The sequence below is a fragment of the Flammeovirga sp. OC4 genome (assembly GCF_000812565.1).
In the GTDB taxonomy this organism is placed as follows: domain Bacteria; phylum Bacteroidota; class Bacteroidia; order Cytophagales; family Flammeovirgaceae; genus Flammeovirga.
Genome location: NZ_JTAM01000001.1, coordinates 111,772 through 128,087, shown reverse-complemented (window position 1 = coordinate 128,087; position 16,316 = coordinate 111,772). Strand labels below are relative to the sequence as shown.

Annotated in this window: 13 protein-coding genes; 6 read left to right on the top strand and 7 right to left on the bottom strand. The window is 35.0% G+C overall.

What is annotated here, in order from left to right:
- Positions 1-119 precede the first annotated feature (119 nt).
- On the bottom strand, positions 120-1,043 hold the full coding sequence (gene dapA, locus PL77_RS00535; protein ID WP_044200614.1) for a 4-hydroxy-tetrahydrodipicolinate synthase: 924 nt from the start codon (positions 1,041-1,043) through the stop codon (positions 120-122).
- Positions 1,044-1,198: 155 nt separating this feature from the next.
- Here dapA and PL77_RS00530 point away from each other — a divergent pair, with 155 nt between their 5' ends.
- The 3 genes from PL77_RS00530 to PL77_RS00520 all read left to right on the top strand — a co-directional run bounded on the left by PL77_RS00530 (position 1,199) and on the right by PL77_RS00520 (position 3,927).
- On the top strand, positions 1,199-1,861 hold the full coding sequence (locus PL77_RS00530; protein WP_044200612.1) for a hypothetical protein: 663 nt from the start codon (positions 1,199-1,201) through the stop codon (positions 1,859-1,861).
- A gap of 54 nt (positions 1,862-1,915) precedes the next feature.
- A complete protein-coding gene (locus PL77_RS00525; RefSeq protein ID WP_044200610.1) occupies positions 1,916-2,764 on the top strand; it encodes a bifunctional methionine sulfoxide reductase B/A protein in 849 nt (282 codons plus the stop codon).
- 89 nt (positions 2,765-2,853) lie between these two features.
- The gene (locus PL77_RS00520; protein WP_044200608.1) at positions 2,854-3,927 is read left to right on the top strand and encodes a glycosyl hydrolase 53 family protein; all 1,074 of its coding nucleotides are present in this window, start codon (positions 2,854-2,856) and stop codon (positions 3,925-3,927) included.
- A gap of 85 nt (positions 3,928-4,012) precedes the next feature.
- Here PL77_RS00520 and PL77_RS00515 read toward each other — a convergent pair whose 3' ends face one another.
- Together PL77_RS00515 and PL77_RS00510 are read right to left on the bottom strand one after the other, a co-directional pair.
- On the bottom strand, positions 4,013-4,711 hold the full coding sequence (locus tag PL77_RS00515) for an MORN repeat-containing protein (RefSeq protein WP_052444058.1): 699 nt from the start codon (positions 4,709-4,711) through the stop codon (positions 4,013-4,015).
- A 93-nt stretch (positions 4,712-4,804) separates the two neighbouring features.
- Positions 4,805-6,025, bottom strand: coding sequence for a DUF445 domain-containing protein (locus tag PL77_RS00510; RefSeq protein ID WP_044200606.1), 1,221 nt, complete (start codon positions 6,023-6,025; stop codon positions 4,805-4,807).
- Between the two features lie 236 nt (positions 6,026-6,261).
- Here PL77_RS00510 and PL77_RS00505 point away from each other — a divergent pair, with 236 nt between their 5' ends.
- On the top strand, positions 6,262-7,908 hold the full coding sequence (locus tag PL77_RS00505; protein ID WP_052444057.1) for a GMC oxidoreductase: 1,647 nt from the start codon (positions 6,262-6,264) through the stop codon (positions 7,906-7,908).
- Positions 7,909-8,035: 127 nt separating this feature from the next.
- The gene (locus PL77_RS00500) at positions 8,036-10,078 is read left to right on the top strand and encodes a hypothetical protein (protein ID WP_044200604.1); all 2,043 of its coding nucleotides are present in this window, start codon (positions 8,036-8,038) and stop codon (positions 10,076-10,078) included.
- An 80-nt stretch (positions 10,079-10,158) separates the two neighbouring features.
- Here PL77_RS00500 and deoD read toward each other — a convergent pair whose 3' ends face one another.
- The 4 genes from deoD to PL77_RS00480 all read right to left on the bottom strand — a co-directional run bounded on the left by deoD (position 10,159) and on the right by PL77_RS00480 (position 14,235).
- Positions 10,159-10,869, bottom strand: coding sequence for a purine-nucleoside phosphorylase (gene deoD / locus PL77_RS00495; protein WP_044200603.1), 711 nt, complete (start codon positions 10,867-10,869; stop codon positions 10,159-10,161).
- Between the two features lie 18 nt (positions 10,870-10,887).
- Positions 10,888-12,033, bottom strand: coding sequence for a phosphopentomutase (locus PL77_RS00490; RefSeq protein WP_044200601.1), 1,146 nt, complete (start codon positions 12,031-12,033; stop codon positions 10,888-10,890).
- Positions 12,034-12,051: 18 nt separating this feature from the next.
- Positions 12,052-12,717 (bottom strand): deoxyribose-phosphate aldolase, encoded by a 666-nt coding sequence (gene deoC, locus PL77_RS00485; RefSeq protein WP_044200599.1) that lies wholly within the window; start codon positions 12,715-12,717, stop codon positions 12,052-12,054.
- Between the two features lie 213 nt (positions 12,718-12,930).
- Entirely contained in the window at positions 12,931-14,235 is a 1,305-nt protein-coding gene (locus tag PL77_RS00480) for a thymidine phosphorylase (RefSeq protein WP_044200597.1), read from the bottom strand.
- 66 nt (positions 14,236-14,301) lie between these two features.
- Here PL77_RS00480 and PL77_RS32365 point away from each other — a divergent pair, with 66 nt between their 5' ends.
- On the top strand, positions 14,302-16,293 hold the full coding sequence (locus PL77_RS32365) for a peptidylprolyl isomerase (protein ID WP_253273946.1): 1,992 nt from the start codon (positions 14,302-14,304) through the stop codon (positions 16,291-16,293).
- The last annotated feature ends 23 nt before the right edge of the window (positions 16,294-16,316 follow it).

Below are 16,316 nucleotides of genomic sequence, written 5' to 3'. Positions count from 1 at the left end.
TTAACTATGGGATTTTTTTTGTGATGAAATTTGGGGCAAAAAAAACACCTCAACAAAATGTTAAAGGTGCTATAGATGTGATTGAGTAATTTTTGAATTACTAGTATTGAGCTAGTAAATTATATCGCATATTTTGCATCAAAATTTGATACAAAAATTGATTTTCTACTTGAAATCTTAATGGCTTCATACATAGAAGAAAGTTTTTGTTCCAAATCTTCAGAACCTTCTACTAATGGAAGTCTAACTCTCTTACCGCAGATTCCTGCAATTTCTAATGCTAACTTGATTCCAACAGGATTGCCTTCTTCAAATAATGCATCAGTAAAGTCTAACATTTCAGACATTTGCTTCGTTGCTAATTTTACATCACCATTTAATGCATTCTTAACTGTTGAACCAAACTCCTGAGGTAAAACGTTACCTAATACAGTAATAACACCATTACCACCAACACCAAGGATCGGTACTGTTAGTGCATCATCTCCGGAAATATAAAGGAAATCATCAGCAGTACTGCTAATTACACGCATTGCTTGTGCTAAGTCTCCGCCGGCATCTTTCACACCAAAAATGTTTTTGTGTTGTGAAAGTGTAACGATAGTTTCTACTGTCATATTAACACCTGTTCTACCTGGTACATTGTATAAAAGTACTGGAAGAGGAGAAGCATCAGCAATAGCCGTATAATGTGCCACAATACCTGCTTGCGTAGGCTTCACATAGTAAGGACAAACTGATAAAATAGCATCAACTCCAGAAAGGTCCCAAGTTGTTAATTGCTCCACTACTTCAGCAGTATTATTACTACCAATACCAAACATGATTGGCTTATCAGTAGGGTTGTTTGACTTTACAAAATTTAAAACAGCACGTTTTTCTGACTTGGATAAATTTGCACTTTCAGCAGTAGTTCCGTTGACTACCCAATAGTCCGCATCTTTAGTATGCTCTAAAAGCTTCTTTAAAGCTGGAAAATCTATCGTGTTTTCTGATGTGAATGGTGTCACTAATGCAATACCTTGTCCAATAAACGCTTCCATGTTTTTAAATTTATATGAATTAGATGGTGTTTCTCTTTATATTTTACGAGAACAAAAATAAATAGATCTATTAATTGCTCAAATTTACAATAAAAAGAAAACCTTTTCGTAACAAGTTGTTATATTTATAACTTTAAAGATTTAAATATTAGAAAATGATAACAATTGCAGAGGCTGTAGAAGAGATTGTACGCAAATCTCCGTTTCTAGAAGAGGCTATTGTGGACGGCATTGTCAACTATACAGGATTGGCCAGACAGATTATGCCCGAAGTGGAAGATAAATTGATGAAAGATGTTCAGATTGGTGGAGTAGTAATGGCCATTCAGCGTTTGAGGCCTAAGCTTTCGAAGTTGGATATTGAACATGAAGTTCTCAATTATTTGAAGAAAATGGGGGAAATAATTGTAAGATCTGACTTGGTCGATTATACTTTTAAAAACTCACCTTCTTTAATCGGAAAGCAACAAGAATTATTAAGGTCTATTCAAGGAGAGAAAGATGTTTTTCAAGCTTCTTCAAAAGGTGTTTACGAAACCAATATTGTGACCAGTAAAAAAATGCTGGATCAATTACTCGTCATTTTTGAAGGAGAAGAAATCATTAGTAAAAAAGAAAACCTTGCTTCTTTAACCATGAGACTACCACAAGACAATACATCCGTTCCAGGTATCTATTATTATTTATTGAAGAAAATCGCTTGGGAAGGGATCAATATTGTTGAGGTGATTTCTACAACCAATGAATTTACTTTAATCTTAGCGAAGAGAGATGTGAATAGAACATTTAGCCTTCTTCATAACCTTGTCAACGATTAATAGTTATATTATTGATAGACGTTTGATTTTACACCAAAACTAGAGCATCAAGCTATGAGAAAATTAACACCCTTTGAAGAATGGGTTATTGTCAATAAAGGAACGGAAAGACCCAATACTGGCAAATATAATTTACATTCTGAACCGGGAACCTATACTTGCAAAAGATGTGGATCACCTTTATTTAAATCAGAACATAAATTTGAATCCTCTTGTGGATGGCCAAGTTTTGATGATGAAATAGAAGGAGCTATTAAAAGAGTACCTGATGCAGACGGTCAAAGAGTAGAAATCCTTTGTTCAAATTGTGATGGTCATTTAGGACATGTTTTCGAAGGTGAACAACTTACGCCTAAGAATATGAGACACTGCGTAAATTCTGTCTCACTAGATTTTGAAGGTAATGAAGTGAAGAATCCTAAAACCGCCATTTTTGCTTCGGGTTGTTTCTGGGGTACACAATTCTATTTTTTAAGATGGAAAGGCGTGATCTCTTGTGATGTTGGATACATTGGTGGAACAGTAGATAATCCAACTTATAAAGAGGTTTGTACTGGAACAACAGGGCATGCGGAAGCTGTAAAAGTAGTATATGATTCAGATCGAGTTAGCTTTGAATCCCTAACCAAATTATTTTTTGAAACACATGATCCTTCTCAAGTGGATCGACAAGGTCCAGATATTGGAACTCAGTACCGAACAGAAATATTTTATATGGATGAAAAGCAAAAAGAAGAGGCCATTCTTCTTATTGCTCAACTAAAAGCGAAGGGTTATGAAGTGGTAACAAAACTGACACCCGCAGAAGGTTTAACTTTTTGGAAAGCCGAAGAATATCACCAAGATTATTATGAGAAAACTGCAGGTCTACCTTACTGTCATATTTATAAGGAAAAGTTTTAATGTTTAATTGAAGATTCATTTAATTAAACCGTAATTTTGTGCCCTAGTATTAAATAGATACTAGGGTTTTATTATATCCATTAGACAACATGACAAAATCACCATTATTACTACTGCTTTTCATCTTTTTACTTTTTTCGTGTGAATCATCAACGAGCGAACAAGGTCCAATAGAGGATAAAGATGAATTTATTCGTGGGATAGATATTTCTAGATTTCCTGAAATCAAGAATTACAATCATCAGTTTTACAATAATGATGGCGAAGAAGTAGAATTCCTTGATCATTTGAAGGCGAAAGGTGTAAATGCTGTTAGACTTCGGTTGTGGGTTAACCCTGCTAATGAACATTCCGGTTTAGATGAGGTTGTTGCATTTTCCAATGAATTGAGAAGCAAAGGCTTCAAGATTTGGTTGACAGTGCATTATTCTGATACATGGGCCGACCCTGGTCAACAGGAAAAACCAAAAGCATGGGCAGACTTAAGTTTTGAGGAACTAAACACTACTGTATACCAATACACAAAAGACGTCGTTCAGAAAGTCCAACCTGATTATATACAAATCGGGAATGAAATTAATAATGGATTACTTCACCCTGAAGGTAATTTACATTCGAATGAGACGCAATGTCTCACATTATTACAATCAGGTATAGAAGCTACTCGTGAGGTGAAGAGTGACACAAAGATCATGTTGCATTTTGCAGGTCATGAAGGTGCGGATTGGTTTTTTGATAAAATGAAATCATTGAACTACGATTATATTGGTTTGTCCTATTACCCAAAATGGCATGGTAAATCATTAACTGACTTAGAAAATACAATAAAGGCCCTGTCAACAAAATATCAAAAAGAGGTGTTAGTAGCAGAAACAGCCTATCCTTTTACTTTGGAATGGAATGATTGGACCAACAATATAATTGGATCTGACGATCAAATTATACCATCAGAATATCCATCTACCGAAGAGGGACAGAAAAATTTCATCTCTAAAATAAGAGCAATAAGTGAGCAAAAAAGAGTCACCAAAGGGTTTTGTTATTGGGGAGGAGAGTTGATTGCTTGGAAAGGTCCTGAGGCTACAGATGCTTCACCTTGGGAGAATCAAGCCGTGTTTGATTTTAAAAACCAAGCATTACCAGTATTAGACGCTTTTAAATAAACCGTAAATACTGTTATAAGCATGAAACTAAAAAAGACAAGTTCTCTTGAGTACTTGCCTTTTTTGTTTCATGTAGTTTATAGAATTATCGAGAGTTTTTACTCTCAAGCTTTTGATTAATTTCTTTTTCCTCGAATATCTTGTTGAGTTCTCCATTTACCCAATACCCGATTATTACGGAGTCTGAAGTGGTAAGAGTGCCTTTCCCATTTTTCAAGTCTTTCTTGAAAGATCCACTAAATACATTACCGTTGACGTATTGTATAATACCAAGACCTTTTTTCTTTCCTTTTTTAAACTCTCCGGTATAAATATCACCGTTTTTATAGGTATAAACACCATAACCCTCAGCTTTTCCATCATAAAAGTTTCCTTGATAATGGTCTCCGTTAGAGTAATCAAATTGACCTTTACCATGGATAGCATCTTGATAGAAGTGCCCTTCATAGCGATTGCCATTTTCCCATAACATTACACCTTCACCATGTAAAGCATTGGATTTAAAATCGCCAAGGTAAACTGTTCCGTTTGCCCAAGTCAACTTTCCTTTTCCTTCAAAGTTGCCGTTTTTGAATTCACCCACGTACACACTTTCACCAAAAGTAAAAGTTCCTTTACCATTAGGATAGCCATTGGTCCAATGACCTTCGTAAGTATCCTGATTTTTGTAAATCATTTTCCCATCTCCGTTTTTACAGTCTCCTGTAATACATTGGGCATTTAGGTTTAACGAGATGGTAAGCAGTGCATTTAAGACAAATGTTGTCTGTAAAAATCTTTTCATAATCTATTTAGAATGCACAATTATACCTAAATTTTACAATATGTCAATATAATAATTGTAATTAATCAATATAATGTAATGATTTTCAAAGAATTACTGAAAAAGGAAGATATATTGAGAAATTCCGGCACATCCGCCTAAAATTGCACCTACTACAATCAGTATCCATTCATCTTCTTGAAAAGCGGGTCTCAAAAGACCTTCAAAATCCTCGTATGGGAGTTCTTCAATTTTCTTTTGAATATTATTTTTGAGGTCAAAAACACGGTCTGCATAAGGGAAAGCATCTCTAAGGCAAATATGGAATTCAGCCATAAATGTAAAGTGAGCTATATTTTTAATGATGTTGAGGTGCTTCTCAGTAATCTCTTTGTCCGCAAATTTTGATACAAACTCATGTACTTCTTCATACGCTTCATCCACAACTTGCCCAATCCTATTTCTAAAAATATCAGATAGGATCTTTTTTCCAGTATTTTGTAAGGTATATCTAAAAAGTCTTTCAGTGGTTAAAATTTCTGATGTGATCAGTGTGGCATACTCTTCTGCAACAGTAATTTGTCTTTTCAAGAAAAGCCCTTGAAAACGCATCCCTAAAAAGTGGATAGGTTCTTTGGGTTCGAAAATTAATTTTAAAGCAAGCCAGTTGGTTGCATAGCCCACAAGTAAGCCAAAGCAGGGAAGCAGCCACCATGGGTTATAAAAATAGGCGACTACCATTTGTATTAATCCAAAAAGAAAACCGAAATACAATCCAGACCTTTCGATAAACTTAAATTCATCTTTACCACATTTCATAAATATGGTATTCAACAAGGCTGGATGCGTGGAGACAGTATCTAAAGTGAGCTTTTTTAAATCAAGCATGTCTCTAATATTGGCCCCAATGTCGATCAATACGTTTTCAGTGGCTTTAGGAATTCTTTTTTCTATGTTTTCATAGATTTTTCCTTTGATGACATCAGGTATCTTCTCCCATATATAAGGGATTTCAGATTGCATCACTAGGTCTACTGTTTTTTTTGAAACCGCATTTATGGAATCTTTCATTTCCATATTCACGATATCAGGGTCTAACATTGCAAATTGCTCCTCAATACGGATAAGTTTAGCAGTTAGCAAGTCTACAGACTTTGAGGCAATTTTAGTCGATTTGGCAGGGATAATACCTTGCCAACCAAATGGTTTTATCCCCATAAACTTAATGGGATAAAACATCATCTTAATAGCAGCCCAGTTTGTAAACCACCCTACAAAACCACTAATAAAAGGAATTGATATATATAAAAAGAAGTCGTTTAATGTTAGATCCATAACACAAAAATAAAAAAATCTTTGAAAGATAGATTTTTTATAAAGTCTGATTTCGATAAGTGAACAAAATTAAATATATTCAAATATAGAAATGAAGAATTATTCAGTCATTAATGTTTAGTCTACATTTTTGACTTGATGATTGAATAAACAAAGTAGAAAACAAACAGTTTATCAGTTAGTTACCTTGGGTTATTCTAAAAATTACACAACACTCAATACCAATATACAACACAATGGAAAATAAAGTTTATGATTATATCGTAATTGGATCGGGCTTCGGGGGGAGTGTTTCAGCCATGCGTTTGGCTGAAAAAGGATATAATGTATTGGTGATAGAAAAGGGGAAAAGACTCAATGAGAAGAAGCTTCCCAAGACAGATTGGAATATTAAAAAGTTCTTATGGGCTCCCATTTTAAAATGCTTTGGTCCTCAAAGTCTCACTTTCTTTAAAGAAGTCTTTATCCTAGGTGGTGTTGGTGTTGGAGGTGGAAGTAATGTTTACGGCAATACACATATGTATCCCCAAGATCATTTTTTTGAAAACAAGGCATGGAGCCATTTGAATAAGGATTGGAAAACGACATTGAAGCCTTTTTATGATAAAGCAAAGTTTATGCTGGGGACCATTCCTTTTAAAGATCTCCATGAGGAAGATTATCTCTTAAAAGAGATTGCCAAAGACATGGGAAAGGAGGATTCTTTTGGGGGTGTCAATGTGGGCGTGTATTATGAAGGAGAAAATGGGGTGGACCCTTATTTTAAAGGATTAGGACCCAAACGGGATGCTTGTCAGAAATGTGCAGGTTGTATGTTGGGTTGTCAATTTAATTCCAAAAATACATTAGAGAAAAACTACCTTTTCTTCGCAGAAAAATTTGGAGCGAAAATACTTCCTGAAACGAAGGTGACGGCTATTGAAAAAGTAGACGGAGAATATCATATAGGAGTCGAAAACAGTACTTCAATTTTTAATAAAAATAGAAAAATACTTAAGGCCAAAGGGGTAGTGGTGAGTGCAGGTGTTATTGGTACTATGAAGTTGCTTTTGAAAGAGAAATTTGAAACAGGTCGCTTGAAAAATTTATCCAAGAAATTAGGCTTTAATATTCGAACCAACTCCGAGATGCTTTGTGGTATTTCCAATGCCGATAGAAAACTGAATAATAGTATAGCTATAAGCTCTTACTTCAATCCTGATGAGAATACGCACATTGAAGTAGTGAAATATAATACCGATTCAGGGGCAATGGGTAGGATGTCAGCGTTAGCAACAGGTCCTGCTAAAACAGGAGTGAGGTTTGCAAAACTTATAGGCAATATTGTAACACAACCCATTCAGTTTTTGAAAAGTACTTTTAGCATCAGAAAGTGGGGAAGAAGTTCTTTGATTTTACTGGTGATGCAATCTTTGGAAGAAAGCATGACTTTAAAATGGTCTAAGGGACTTTTTGGAGGAAAACTAAAATTCGATCCTAAAAATAGCTTTGCAGTCCCGGCTTATATTGATATAGGACAAAAAGTAATGCATGCTTTTGCAAAAAAAGTAAATGGTATACCACTAAATGCAGGATCTGAAATTTTGCTGAATACGCCAATGACAGCTCATATTTTAGGAGGATGTAATATGGGGAAAGATGCTGAAGAAGGTGTAGTAAATGAGAAATTTGAAGTACATAACTACCCTAATCTTTATGTATTAGATGGATCAATTATCCCTTGCAATTTAGGAGTGAACCCAAGTTTAACGATTACATCATTGAGTGAATATGCAATGTCACATATTCCAGAAAAAGAAGGGAATAGTAATATTTCGTTAGAAGAACAAATGAAGGCGGTTGTAAACGCAAACACGCAGGATAGAACACAGATCTTAAAATAAGTACCACTTTTTAGGTTAAATTTTTTATTACCCTTAGCGACTAAATAACTTATATTTACAGCAATAAGATAGTATGTTTTCATTTTGGCATCTATCGTTTGTAAACTATTGTTATTTGTAGACTATTATGCGTAATTTTTTACTGTTTACTATTGTCATTTTTTTAGGCAATATTATCTCTTCATTTGCTCAAGTTGAGATTGGTTATGGTGTAGACGATCAGGGTTTTCCTCTTGATGGATACTCAAATCCATTTAAACCTGTTCATTCTAATACATTGAGTTTGCCCAAACCAGAGAAATATCTTAAGGGGATACCAAGTGAATATATAAAAGGGAGTGTTACTTCATTAGATGGAAAACGACATGACGGCCATTTAATTATTAATAAGAAACAAGTTTATTTCAGAGAGAAACCTGGTGTAGATTATAAATTTTTTTCATACAAAGATATCAAACATCTCAATGTTGCTTTAGATTCATTTATTGTGGTGGATAAAAAGATTGTGAATTATGTAATGAGATACGATTCATTAGAGTTTGCGGAGTATTATGATGTAGCTCAAAATGGGTATGTTATTCAAAAAATATATATAAAGACGCCTTCAAAAGATTGGGAACAGATAGATCTGCAAAATGTAAATGTTCGAGAGAAAATATTAAATACTTCGAATCTGAAAGAGAATGAATTTAATGATTTAATGAAAAGTGACACTTATAAGAACTATAAAATCGGAAAGGTAGTTTACCTCGATAATACAACAGAAAATGTCTATTATAAATATGATAAAGTTTTGATGTGTTCGAAGAACATGAAAGCCTACCCTTCACCACTTAAGCCGAGTAAGGTAAAGTATTTTGTGAGTGATACAGATTCTGTGATAAGTATTCATGGGTATGTTGAGGATAACAAGAAGCTTTCTAAAAAAGTACTTGCAAAAATAAAATGCACCAATTCTGATGGAACAATAATAGCTGAAATAGTCTCTAAAAAGAGTTCAGATTTGCTTGTTTTAGAGAAAGGAGAAAAAGATTGGATGAAAATATCAGAAAAGACTTTTGAAAGGAAATATCTAAAAAATGATACTAAAAAATATTTCAGAACGGATAATGATAATTTGAATGTCTTTAGTGAAGTCTCAACTATTGATGAGTTTTTTAATTATTTGGAATTAAGAAAGATAACAGACACCAAGTTTTCTGGTGAAGAACTGTATTTTAATAAATCATGGTTAAGGGTAGATCATAAAACAGCTTATGTGGGAAAGTTGACAGACCTTACGAGTGTAACGTATTCTATTTCTTATTATGATCATGGAGAAAAAGTAGCAGATGTGACATATGAGAGAAGTGCAACACTTTTCGGTGTAAAAACGGATCAGTTGAAGTTGTATCAAAATGGTCATCTCTTTTATGAGGCAACTTTTTCAAAGGCAAATAAACTGATGAATGTAAAGGTTTATTATCCGAATTCTCATCAAGAGTTTTATTCATACATTATTGCAAAAGAGAAAGAGAATAAAAAAGTATATTTTCAGACTTTTTATAGAGAGGATGGAACGGAAGAGAAGGTTGTCAATAATTCCATCAGTTTCCAAGACCCTCAGTCAGGTGTAAATTATACTTTTTCGTTTATGGGAAAAACCTTTAAACAGGTTATAAGAAGTACAAATGATGAAGATGTTACCTATCTATTTTCATCCAAATTTGTTGAATCGGAAAACAATACGACTAAAGAAAAATTAAGGAAAGCTATAAATAAGAAGTTTTCTTTCGAAGGGTTAGATGAATCATTAGGTAAACAAATCTCGGGTTCGCTTTATTTAACCATTTTAGTTTCAAATAAAGGCAAAGTGGAAGATGTTAAATATAAAGGGAATGTCAATGAGGATTTTGATAGAGTATTCGAAAAAAACTTACCATTATTATTGAAAATGAAATTACCACCCATATCAGAAGATGATATAGTGAAACTGAATACAGAATATCATTTTACATTAAAATATGATGCTTGTCAATTGAGCAGAAGTAAGACTAATCGACAGGTACATATGGATAGAGGTCATGATAATTACTTATTATTTCATCAACAAATGATGAATGCCGAACGGACACGTATGAAGAATCAAAGTATGATAAATCACATGCATATGACGAATCCAGCTTTCTAAAATTGATAATTTGAGCTATAAAAAAGAGGTAAAAGTCATTCAACTTTTACCTCTTTTTTTTGTGCTACCAAATGCGATTCTTATAAACCGTCAATTGCAGTTTCTAAAGCGATCTCCATCATGTCAGTGAAAGTATTTTGGCGATCATCTGAGCTAAGCTCTTCACCTGTTACTAAACTATCACTTACAGTAAGGATCGTTAAAGCATGAGCGTTGAATTGAGCTGCAATAGTGTAAAGAGCAGTTGTTTCCATTTCAACAGCTAAAACACCATACTTTGCCCATTTTTTCCACTCATCAGCATCATCACCGTAGAAAGTGTCTGATGATAAAACGTTCCCGTTGAATGGAGTGATACCTTTCTCTTTTGCCACTTGATTGGCTTTTGCAATCATATCAAAGTCAGCGGCAGGAGAGTAGTCTTTACCACCAAAACGGTTTTGGTTGAAAGATGAATCAGTAGAAGCTGACATCGCAAATACTAAATCTCTTGGCTTGATGTGTGGTTGCATTGAACCGCAGCTTCCTACACGGATTAATTTTCTAACACCGAATTCAGTTACTAATTCGTGTGCATAGATCCCGATAGATGGAATACCCATACCTGAACCTTGTACTGAAATTTTATGACCTTTGTAAGTACCTGTGTAACCTAACATTCCACGAACGTTGTTGTATTGTACAGGGTTTTCTAAGTAGTTTTCAGCGATGAATTTTGCACGAAGCGGATCGCCAGGCATTAAAACTACTTCTGCTATATCTCCAGGTTTTGCACCAATATGAATACTCATTTTTTCTAATTTTTTTGATTATAAAATCATTGAAGCAAAACTACCATTTGCAGTAGTTTCTCCAAGTAAAACATCCTCAATTGTAGTTCCGATATCTGCGAAAGTAGAGCGGAAACCAATATTGACAGGTTTTACTTTTTTACCATAAATAAGGATTGGAATATGTTCTCTTGTATGATCCGTTCCCTTGAAAATAGGGTCGTTACCATGATCGGCAGTGATGATCAATAAGTCATCATCATTCATTGCCGCCGTGATTTCAGGTAATCTTTGATCGAAATATTCCAATGCATCTCTGTAACCAATAAGATCTCTTCTATGCCCAAAAAGCATATCAAAATCTACCAGGTTAGTGAAGATCAAACCTTCATTGTCTTGCTTCAAGAATTCGATTGTTTTGTCGATTCCCTCCGCATTACTTTTTGTATAAGTATGCTCTGTAAATCCTTTACCTGCATAGATGTCGAAGATTTTACCGACACCAATACTATCTTTTCCAGCCGCTTTAATTCTTGTGAGCATGTTATCAGAAGGCTCCAAAGAATAATCATGACGGTTAGAAGTACGTTGGTAATCTCCATTACTTCCCACGAAAGGTCTAGCAATCACACGTCCCACGTTCAATTGCTCACGAGCAATCTTACAGTATTTATAAAGGTCTTCCAATGGAACCACCTCTTCATGTGCTGCAATTTGGAATACAGAATCCGCAGAAGTATAAATAATCAGCTTACCTGTAGCGACATGCTCATCACCCAATTCATTGATGATAGCAGTACCTGAAGCTACTTTATTACCGATTGTTCCTTTTCCTGTTGCTTTCTCAAAAGCTTCCATGATATCGACAGGGAAACCATCGGGATAAGTAGGGAAGGGCTCTGCTAAAATCTGTCCAGCAATTTCCCAGTGACCTGTAGTGGTATCTTTTCCTTTAGAAACCTCTTTGGCTTTACCATACGCCGCTGATGTAGTTCCCATTGGAGGAAGACCATACAAAGGAGCAATATTTCCAAGTCCCATTTCATGCATATTGGGGATATCCAAACCTGCACTGTCAGCAATGTGACCTAAAGTATTAGCACCTCTATCACCGTATTCGTCAGCGTCGGCACTAAAACCGATGCCTACACTATCTAAAACGATTAAGGCAACTCTTTTTACCATAGTAATAGTAGTTATTTATTAGTAGCTACCTTCGTCGGCAGTACCACCTGAAATAATTTTAATTCCGCTAGATGTACCCAAACGAGTAACACCCATGTCAATATATTTTTGAGCCGTTTCATAATCACGAACACCACCAGAAGCTTTTAGTTGAGCTTTTCCTGCTACAGCGTCTTTCATGATTTGAATGTCTTCGTAAGTTGCTCCACCTGTTCCAAAACCAGTAGAAGTTTTCACAAAGTCAGCATTAGCGTTAATAGAAAGTTTAGAAGCTTCAGCAATTTGCTCTTTGGATAAGTAACATGTTTCAATGATTACTTTTAATACTCTATCTCCAACAACTTTCTTTAATTCGCTGATTTCATTTTGTACGTATTCGTGGTCACCATCTAACATTTTACCAACGTTAATGACCATATCTATTTCATCAGCACCGTTTTCGATAGCTGTTTTTGTTTCAAAAATTTTGGATGCAGTGTCCATTTGACCCAAAGGGAAACCAACAACAGAACATACAGCCACATCTGAACCTTCAGTTTCTTTTTTGGCTAACGGTACATAACCAGAATTAACACAAACAGAGAAAAAGTGATGTTCCTTTGCTTCTTTACAAAGTTGAACAATTTGGTCTTGTGTAGCATTTGCTGCTAACAATGTGTGGTCAATATATTTTGCAATACTCATAAGAAATTATTTAGTGTTTATATGCAAGTTCAATACTAGGACAGTAGTAAACGGTGAAATATAGATTAATATTTATGTTCTAGTATTCAAACTTTGCAAATTAATAATATGGTTGTATTATTTATGGTCCTTGAACTGATAATTATTCCTGTTTCATACTTATTAAGAATCTTAATCAATATAATACAATAACATGTGTTCAAAAGTCAAAATTTATTGAATATCAAGAATGATATTTGGCTTCTGAATGGATTCAGTCGAAAACTTATAAGCACTCTCCAAAAGTGAAACAGCTTCTGTCAGCTTTTGATTATCTTCTCTGTAATGAAGCGTAGCAAGTGTATCACCTTCAAAAACCTGATCACCAATTTTCTTGTTTAATACAATTCCGACTGCATGGTCAATGGAATCTTCTTTTGTTTCTCTACCTGCACCTAACATCATAGCTGCAATTCCTACTTTTTCAGCCATCAATTCCGAAATGCAACCCGCTTCTTTCGCTTTTAATTCCAATTGATGAGGAGCTGTAAGGAATTTGTCAGGGTTTTCGATATAAGAAGCATCACCTCCGCAATCGGCTACAAAATCTCTTAATACATTGACTGCTTCGCCTGTTTTCAATTTCGCTTCAGCAAGTGCAATTCCTTCTTCAATGGTTTTAACATCACCTTTTTGAACCAAAGCTTGACCAGTAATAGTCGTGATTAATTCTTCAAAATCTTTTGGTCCTTCACCTTTCAATGATTGAATCGCTTCGTAAACTTCTAAGCCATTACCGACAGCATCACCCAACGGTTGTTCCATGCCACTCAATACCACTTTTACAGTTCTTCCGAACATTTCGCCAATATTTTTCATAATATTCGCTAATTTTTGAGCATCCTCAAGCGTTTTCATGAAGGCACCGTCACCTACTTTTACGTCAAGTATAATCCCATCACTTCTTACGGCCAATTTCTTACTCATAATGCTGGAAGCAATTAGTGGTAAGCTACTTACAGTTCCTGTTACATCACGAAGTGCATACAGTTTTTTATCCAAAGGCACAATGTTATCCGTTTGGCCCATGATGCCAACCCCCGTTCTTTCAATGGTCTTTACCATGGCTTGTTCAGAGTCAGGAAAGGCAAATCCTGGTATAGCCTGGAATTTATCCAACGTACCACCTGTATGTCCCAAACCTTTACCAGACATTTTAGCGGTTCCAATACCGAAAGTAGCAAGAAGAGGAGCTAATGCGATTGAAGTTTTATCACCTACACCACCCGTACTATGCTTGTCAATTAAAAAGCGTGTAACTCCTTCTAATTCTATGAGTTGACCTGATTCTCTCATGGTCTTTGTGAGGGTTTTTAATTCCCCTTCAGAAAGTCCATTAAGATACACGGCCATCAAAAAGGCGGACATTTGATAGTCGGTTACTTTTCCGTCTAAATAGCTAGATAGAAAATCCTGTAGTTCTTGATCTGATAAGAGAACTCCATCTCTTTTTTTAATAATGATATCTACTGCTCTCATTCAATTCTTATTTTGATATCAAACTTTATTTTGGTTAATTTATTAGTAATAAATTGATTTATATATATGACAAAGCAAATATTACTTTTTCACTTAATTGTATTTAATCTTACAATTTTAAGTTGTACACAAAATGAGAACCATCAGGAAGAAAAAATAATTCACTTTGATAATAAGTTTGAAGATAAGCAAATTCGTGCAATTTATGATTTAAGAGACCAAAGAAATGCCGCAGATCTGATCAAATTGTTGCCTCAAGTTTCTAATCAATACAAAATAGAAATATTGACTGCTTTGGGGTCAGTTCAAGATACAATAGCACTAGCCTCTTGCAAAGAAATTATTGTAGGGGAATATCCTTTAGAGGTGAAGTTAGCCGCTGATTTTGCCATTGGTCAAATTGGTGATCCTAGATTAAATGATCTTTTGATCGAATTGATCATTAATTATGAGGAAAAAAGCAGAGGTTTAGAGATCCTTTTCGAAACACTGGGAGAATGTGCCAATGATAGGGCTGTATATGTGATGTCCCATTTCAATACGAATGATGAATTGGTAAAAAGAGGCATTGTCAAAGGGTTGTATCGAGCTTTGACTCGAAAAGGGATTCAATCTTTCGATGCGGCCAATCAGGTCATGAGAATTTTTAATACGACGAATGATACCGAAACCAGAGAATGGTGTAGTGCTTATTTTAGTCGTATGGATTCCAAGCAAATGGTTGAAGCTTTTAATTACACTATTTTTTCTCAAGCAAGAGAAGATTCATCCGCATTAGTAAGAGCGAATTTTACTTATGCTATTGGTGTTTTTTCAAAAGGTAATGGAAGTGTAGCCGCTTTGAAGAAGATATTACACAACGAGAAAGATCCTTCTGTTTTAGTCAATGCCATTAATGCAACTAAAAAAGTGAAGTATAATGGTGTGGTAGAGGAAGTAATTCCGTTTTTAAATCATGAAAACTCCAAAGTGTCAAGCAGTGCAGCTAAAGTTTTGTATGGTAAGTTGGGATGGAAGACATCGGGTGACTTGTACAAAGTAGCTCAAGGAATTGAGAATAAAAATACAAAAGCATTGACCTTGAAGGCCGTCATGCATGAGAGGAAAAAGCAAAAGAATGTTTTTGAGTACACCAAAGGTCTTTTTGAAAATAGCATTTCCGTGTACGAAAAATGCCTACTCTTAGAAGCGATGAATGAGTCTAATTTTGGGAAACCTTTTGTTTATGAAGTGTGGAACAGTACCAACGAAAAGCCTTTGAAAACAAAAGCGATTGAATTATTAACGCATCAATATGGTGGGAAAAAGCACCTAAAGAAATCGGATGCTGAAAAGTTAAATCAAATTTTGACAGGTGCGTTGAGAACCAAAGATGTAGGACAGCTCTATACAATTGGAGCTTTTATGCAAAACAATGAGCCGCTTCAATCCGCTTTTCCCCCTGTAGCGTTGATTGATAGTGTGAAAAATAGTTTACAATTGCCACTACAAATTGAGGGATATATTGAACTGGAAAAAACAATCGCTAAAATTCAAGGTTATGATTACAACCCTTCAAGTATTCCTAAAGAGAATAAAGGAGTGAATTGGGAGATGATTCAAAATATAAAACAAAACCAAAATGCTGTTTTATCTACCTCTAAAGGTGATATCACTGTTCAGCTAAAGGTGGAAGAAGCTCCTGCGACAGTGGCGATGTTTGTGGAGTTGGTAGATCAAAAGTTTTATGATAGTCTCTATTTCCATCGTGTTATTCCAAATTTTGTTGCTCAAGGAGGAGATCCGGGAGGAGATGGATTTGGAGGGTTAGAGAACACAATTCCATCAGAATTTTCTTACTTGGAATACAAAGTGGGGTCTTTGGGCATTGCATCCGCCGGTAAAGATACAGAGTCATGTCAATTTTTTATCACTGAAGTGCCTACACATCATTTAGATGGTCGTTACACCATATTTGCTGAAGTAGTGGATGGAATGGAAGTAATGAAAGCTTTAGAGTATGGCGATCAGATTGTTAAGGTCAACTTGATAAAAGATAATCTCGCTGAGGTACAATAATATCAGCTAAAAATGATAAATTT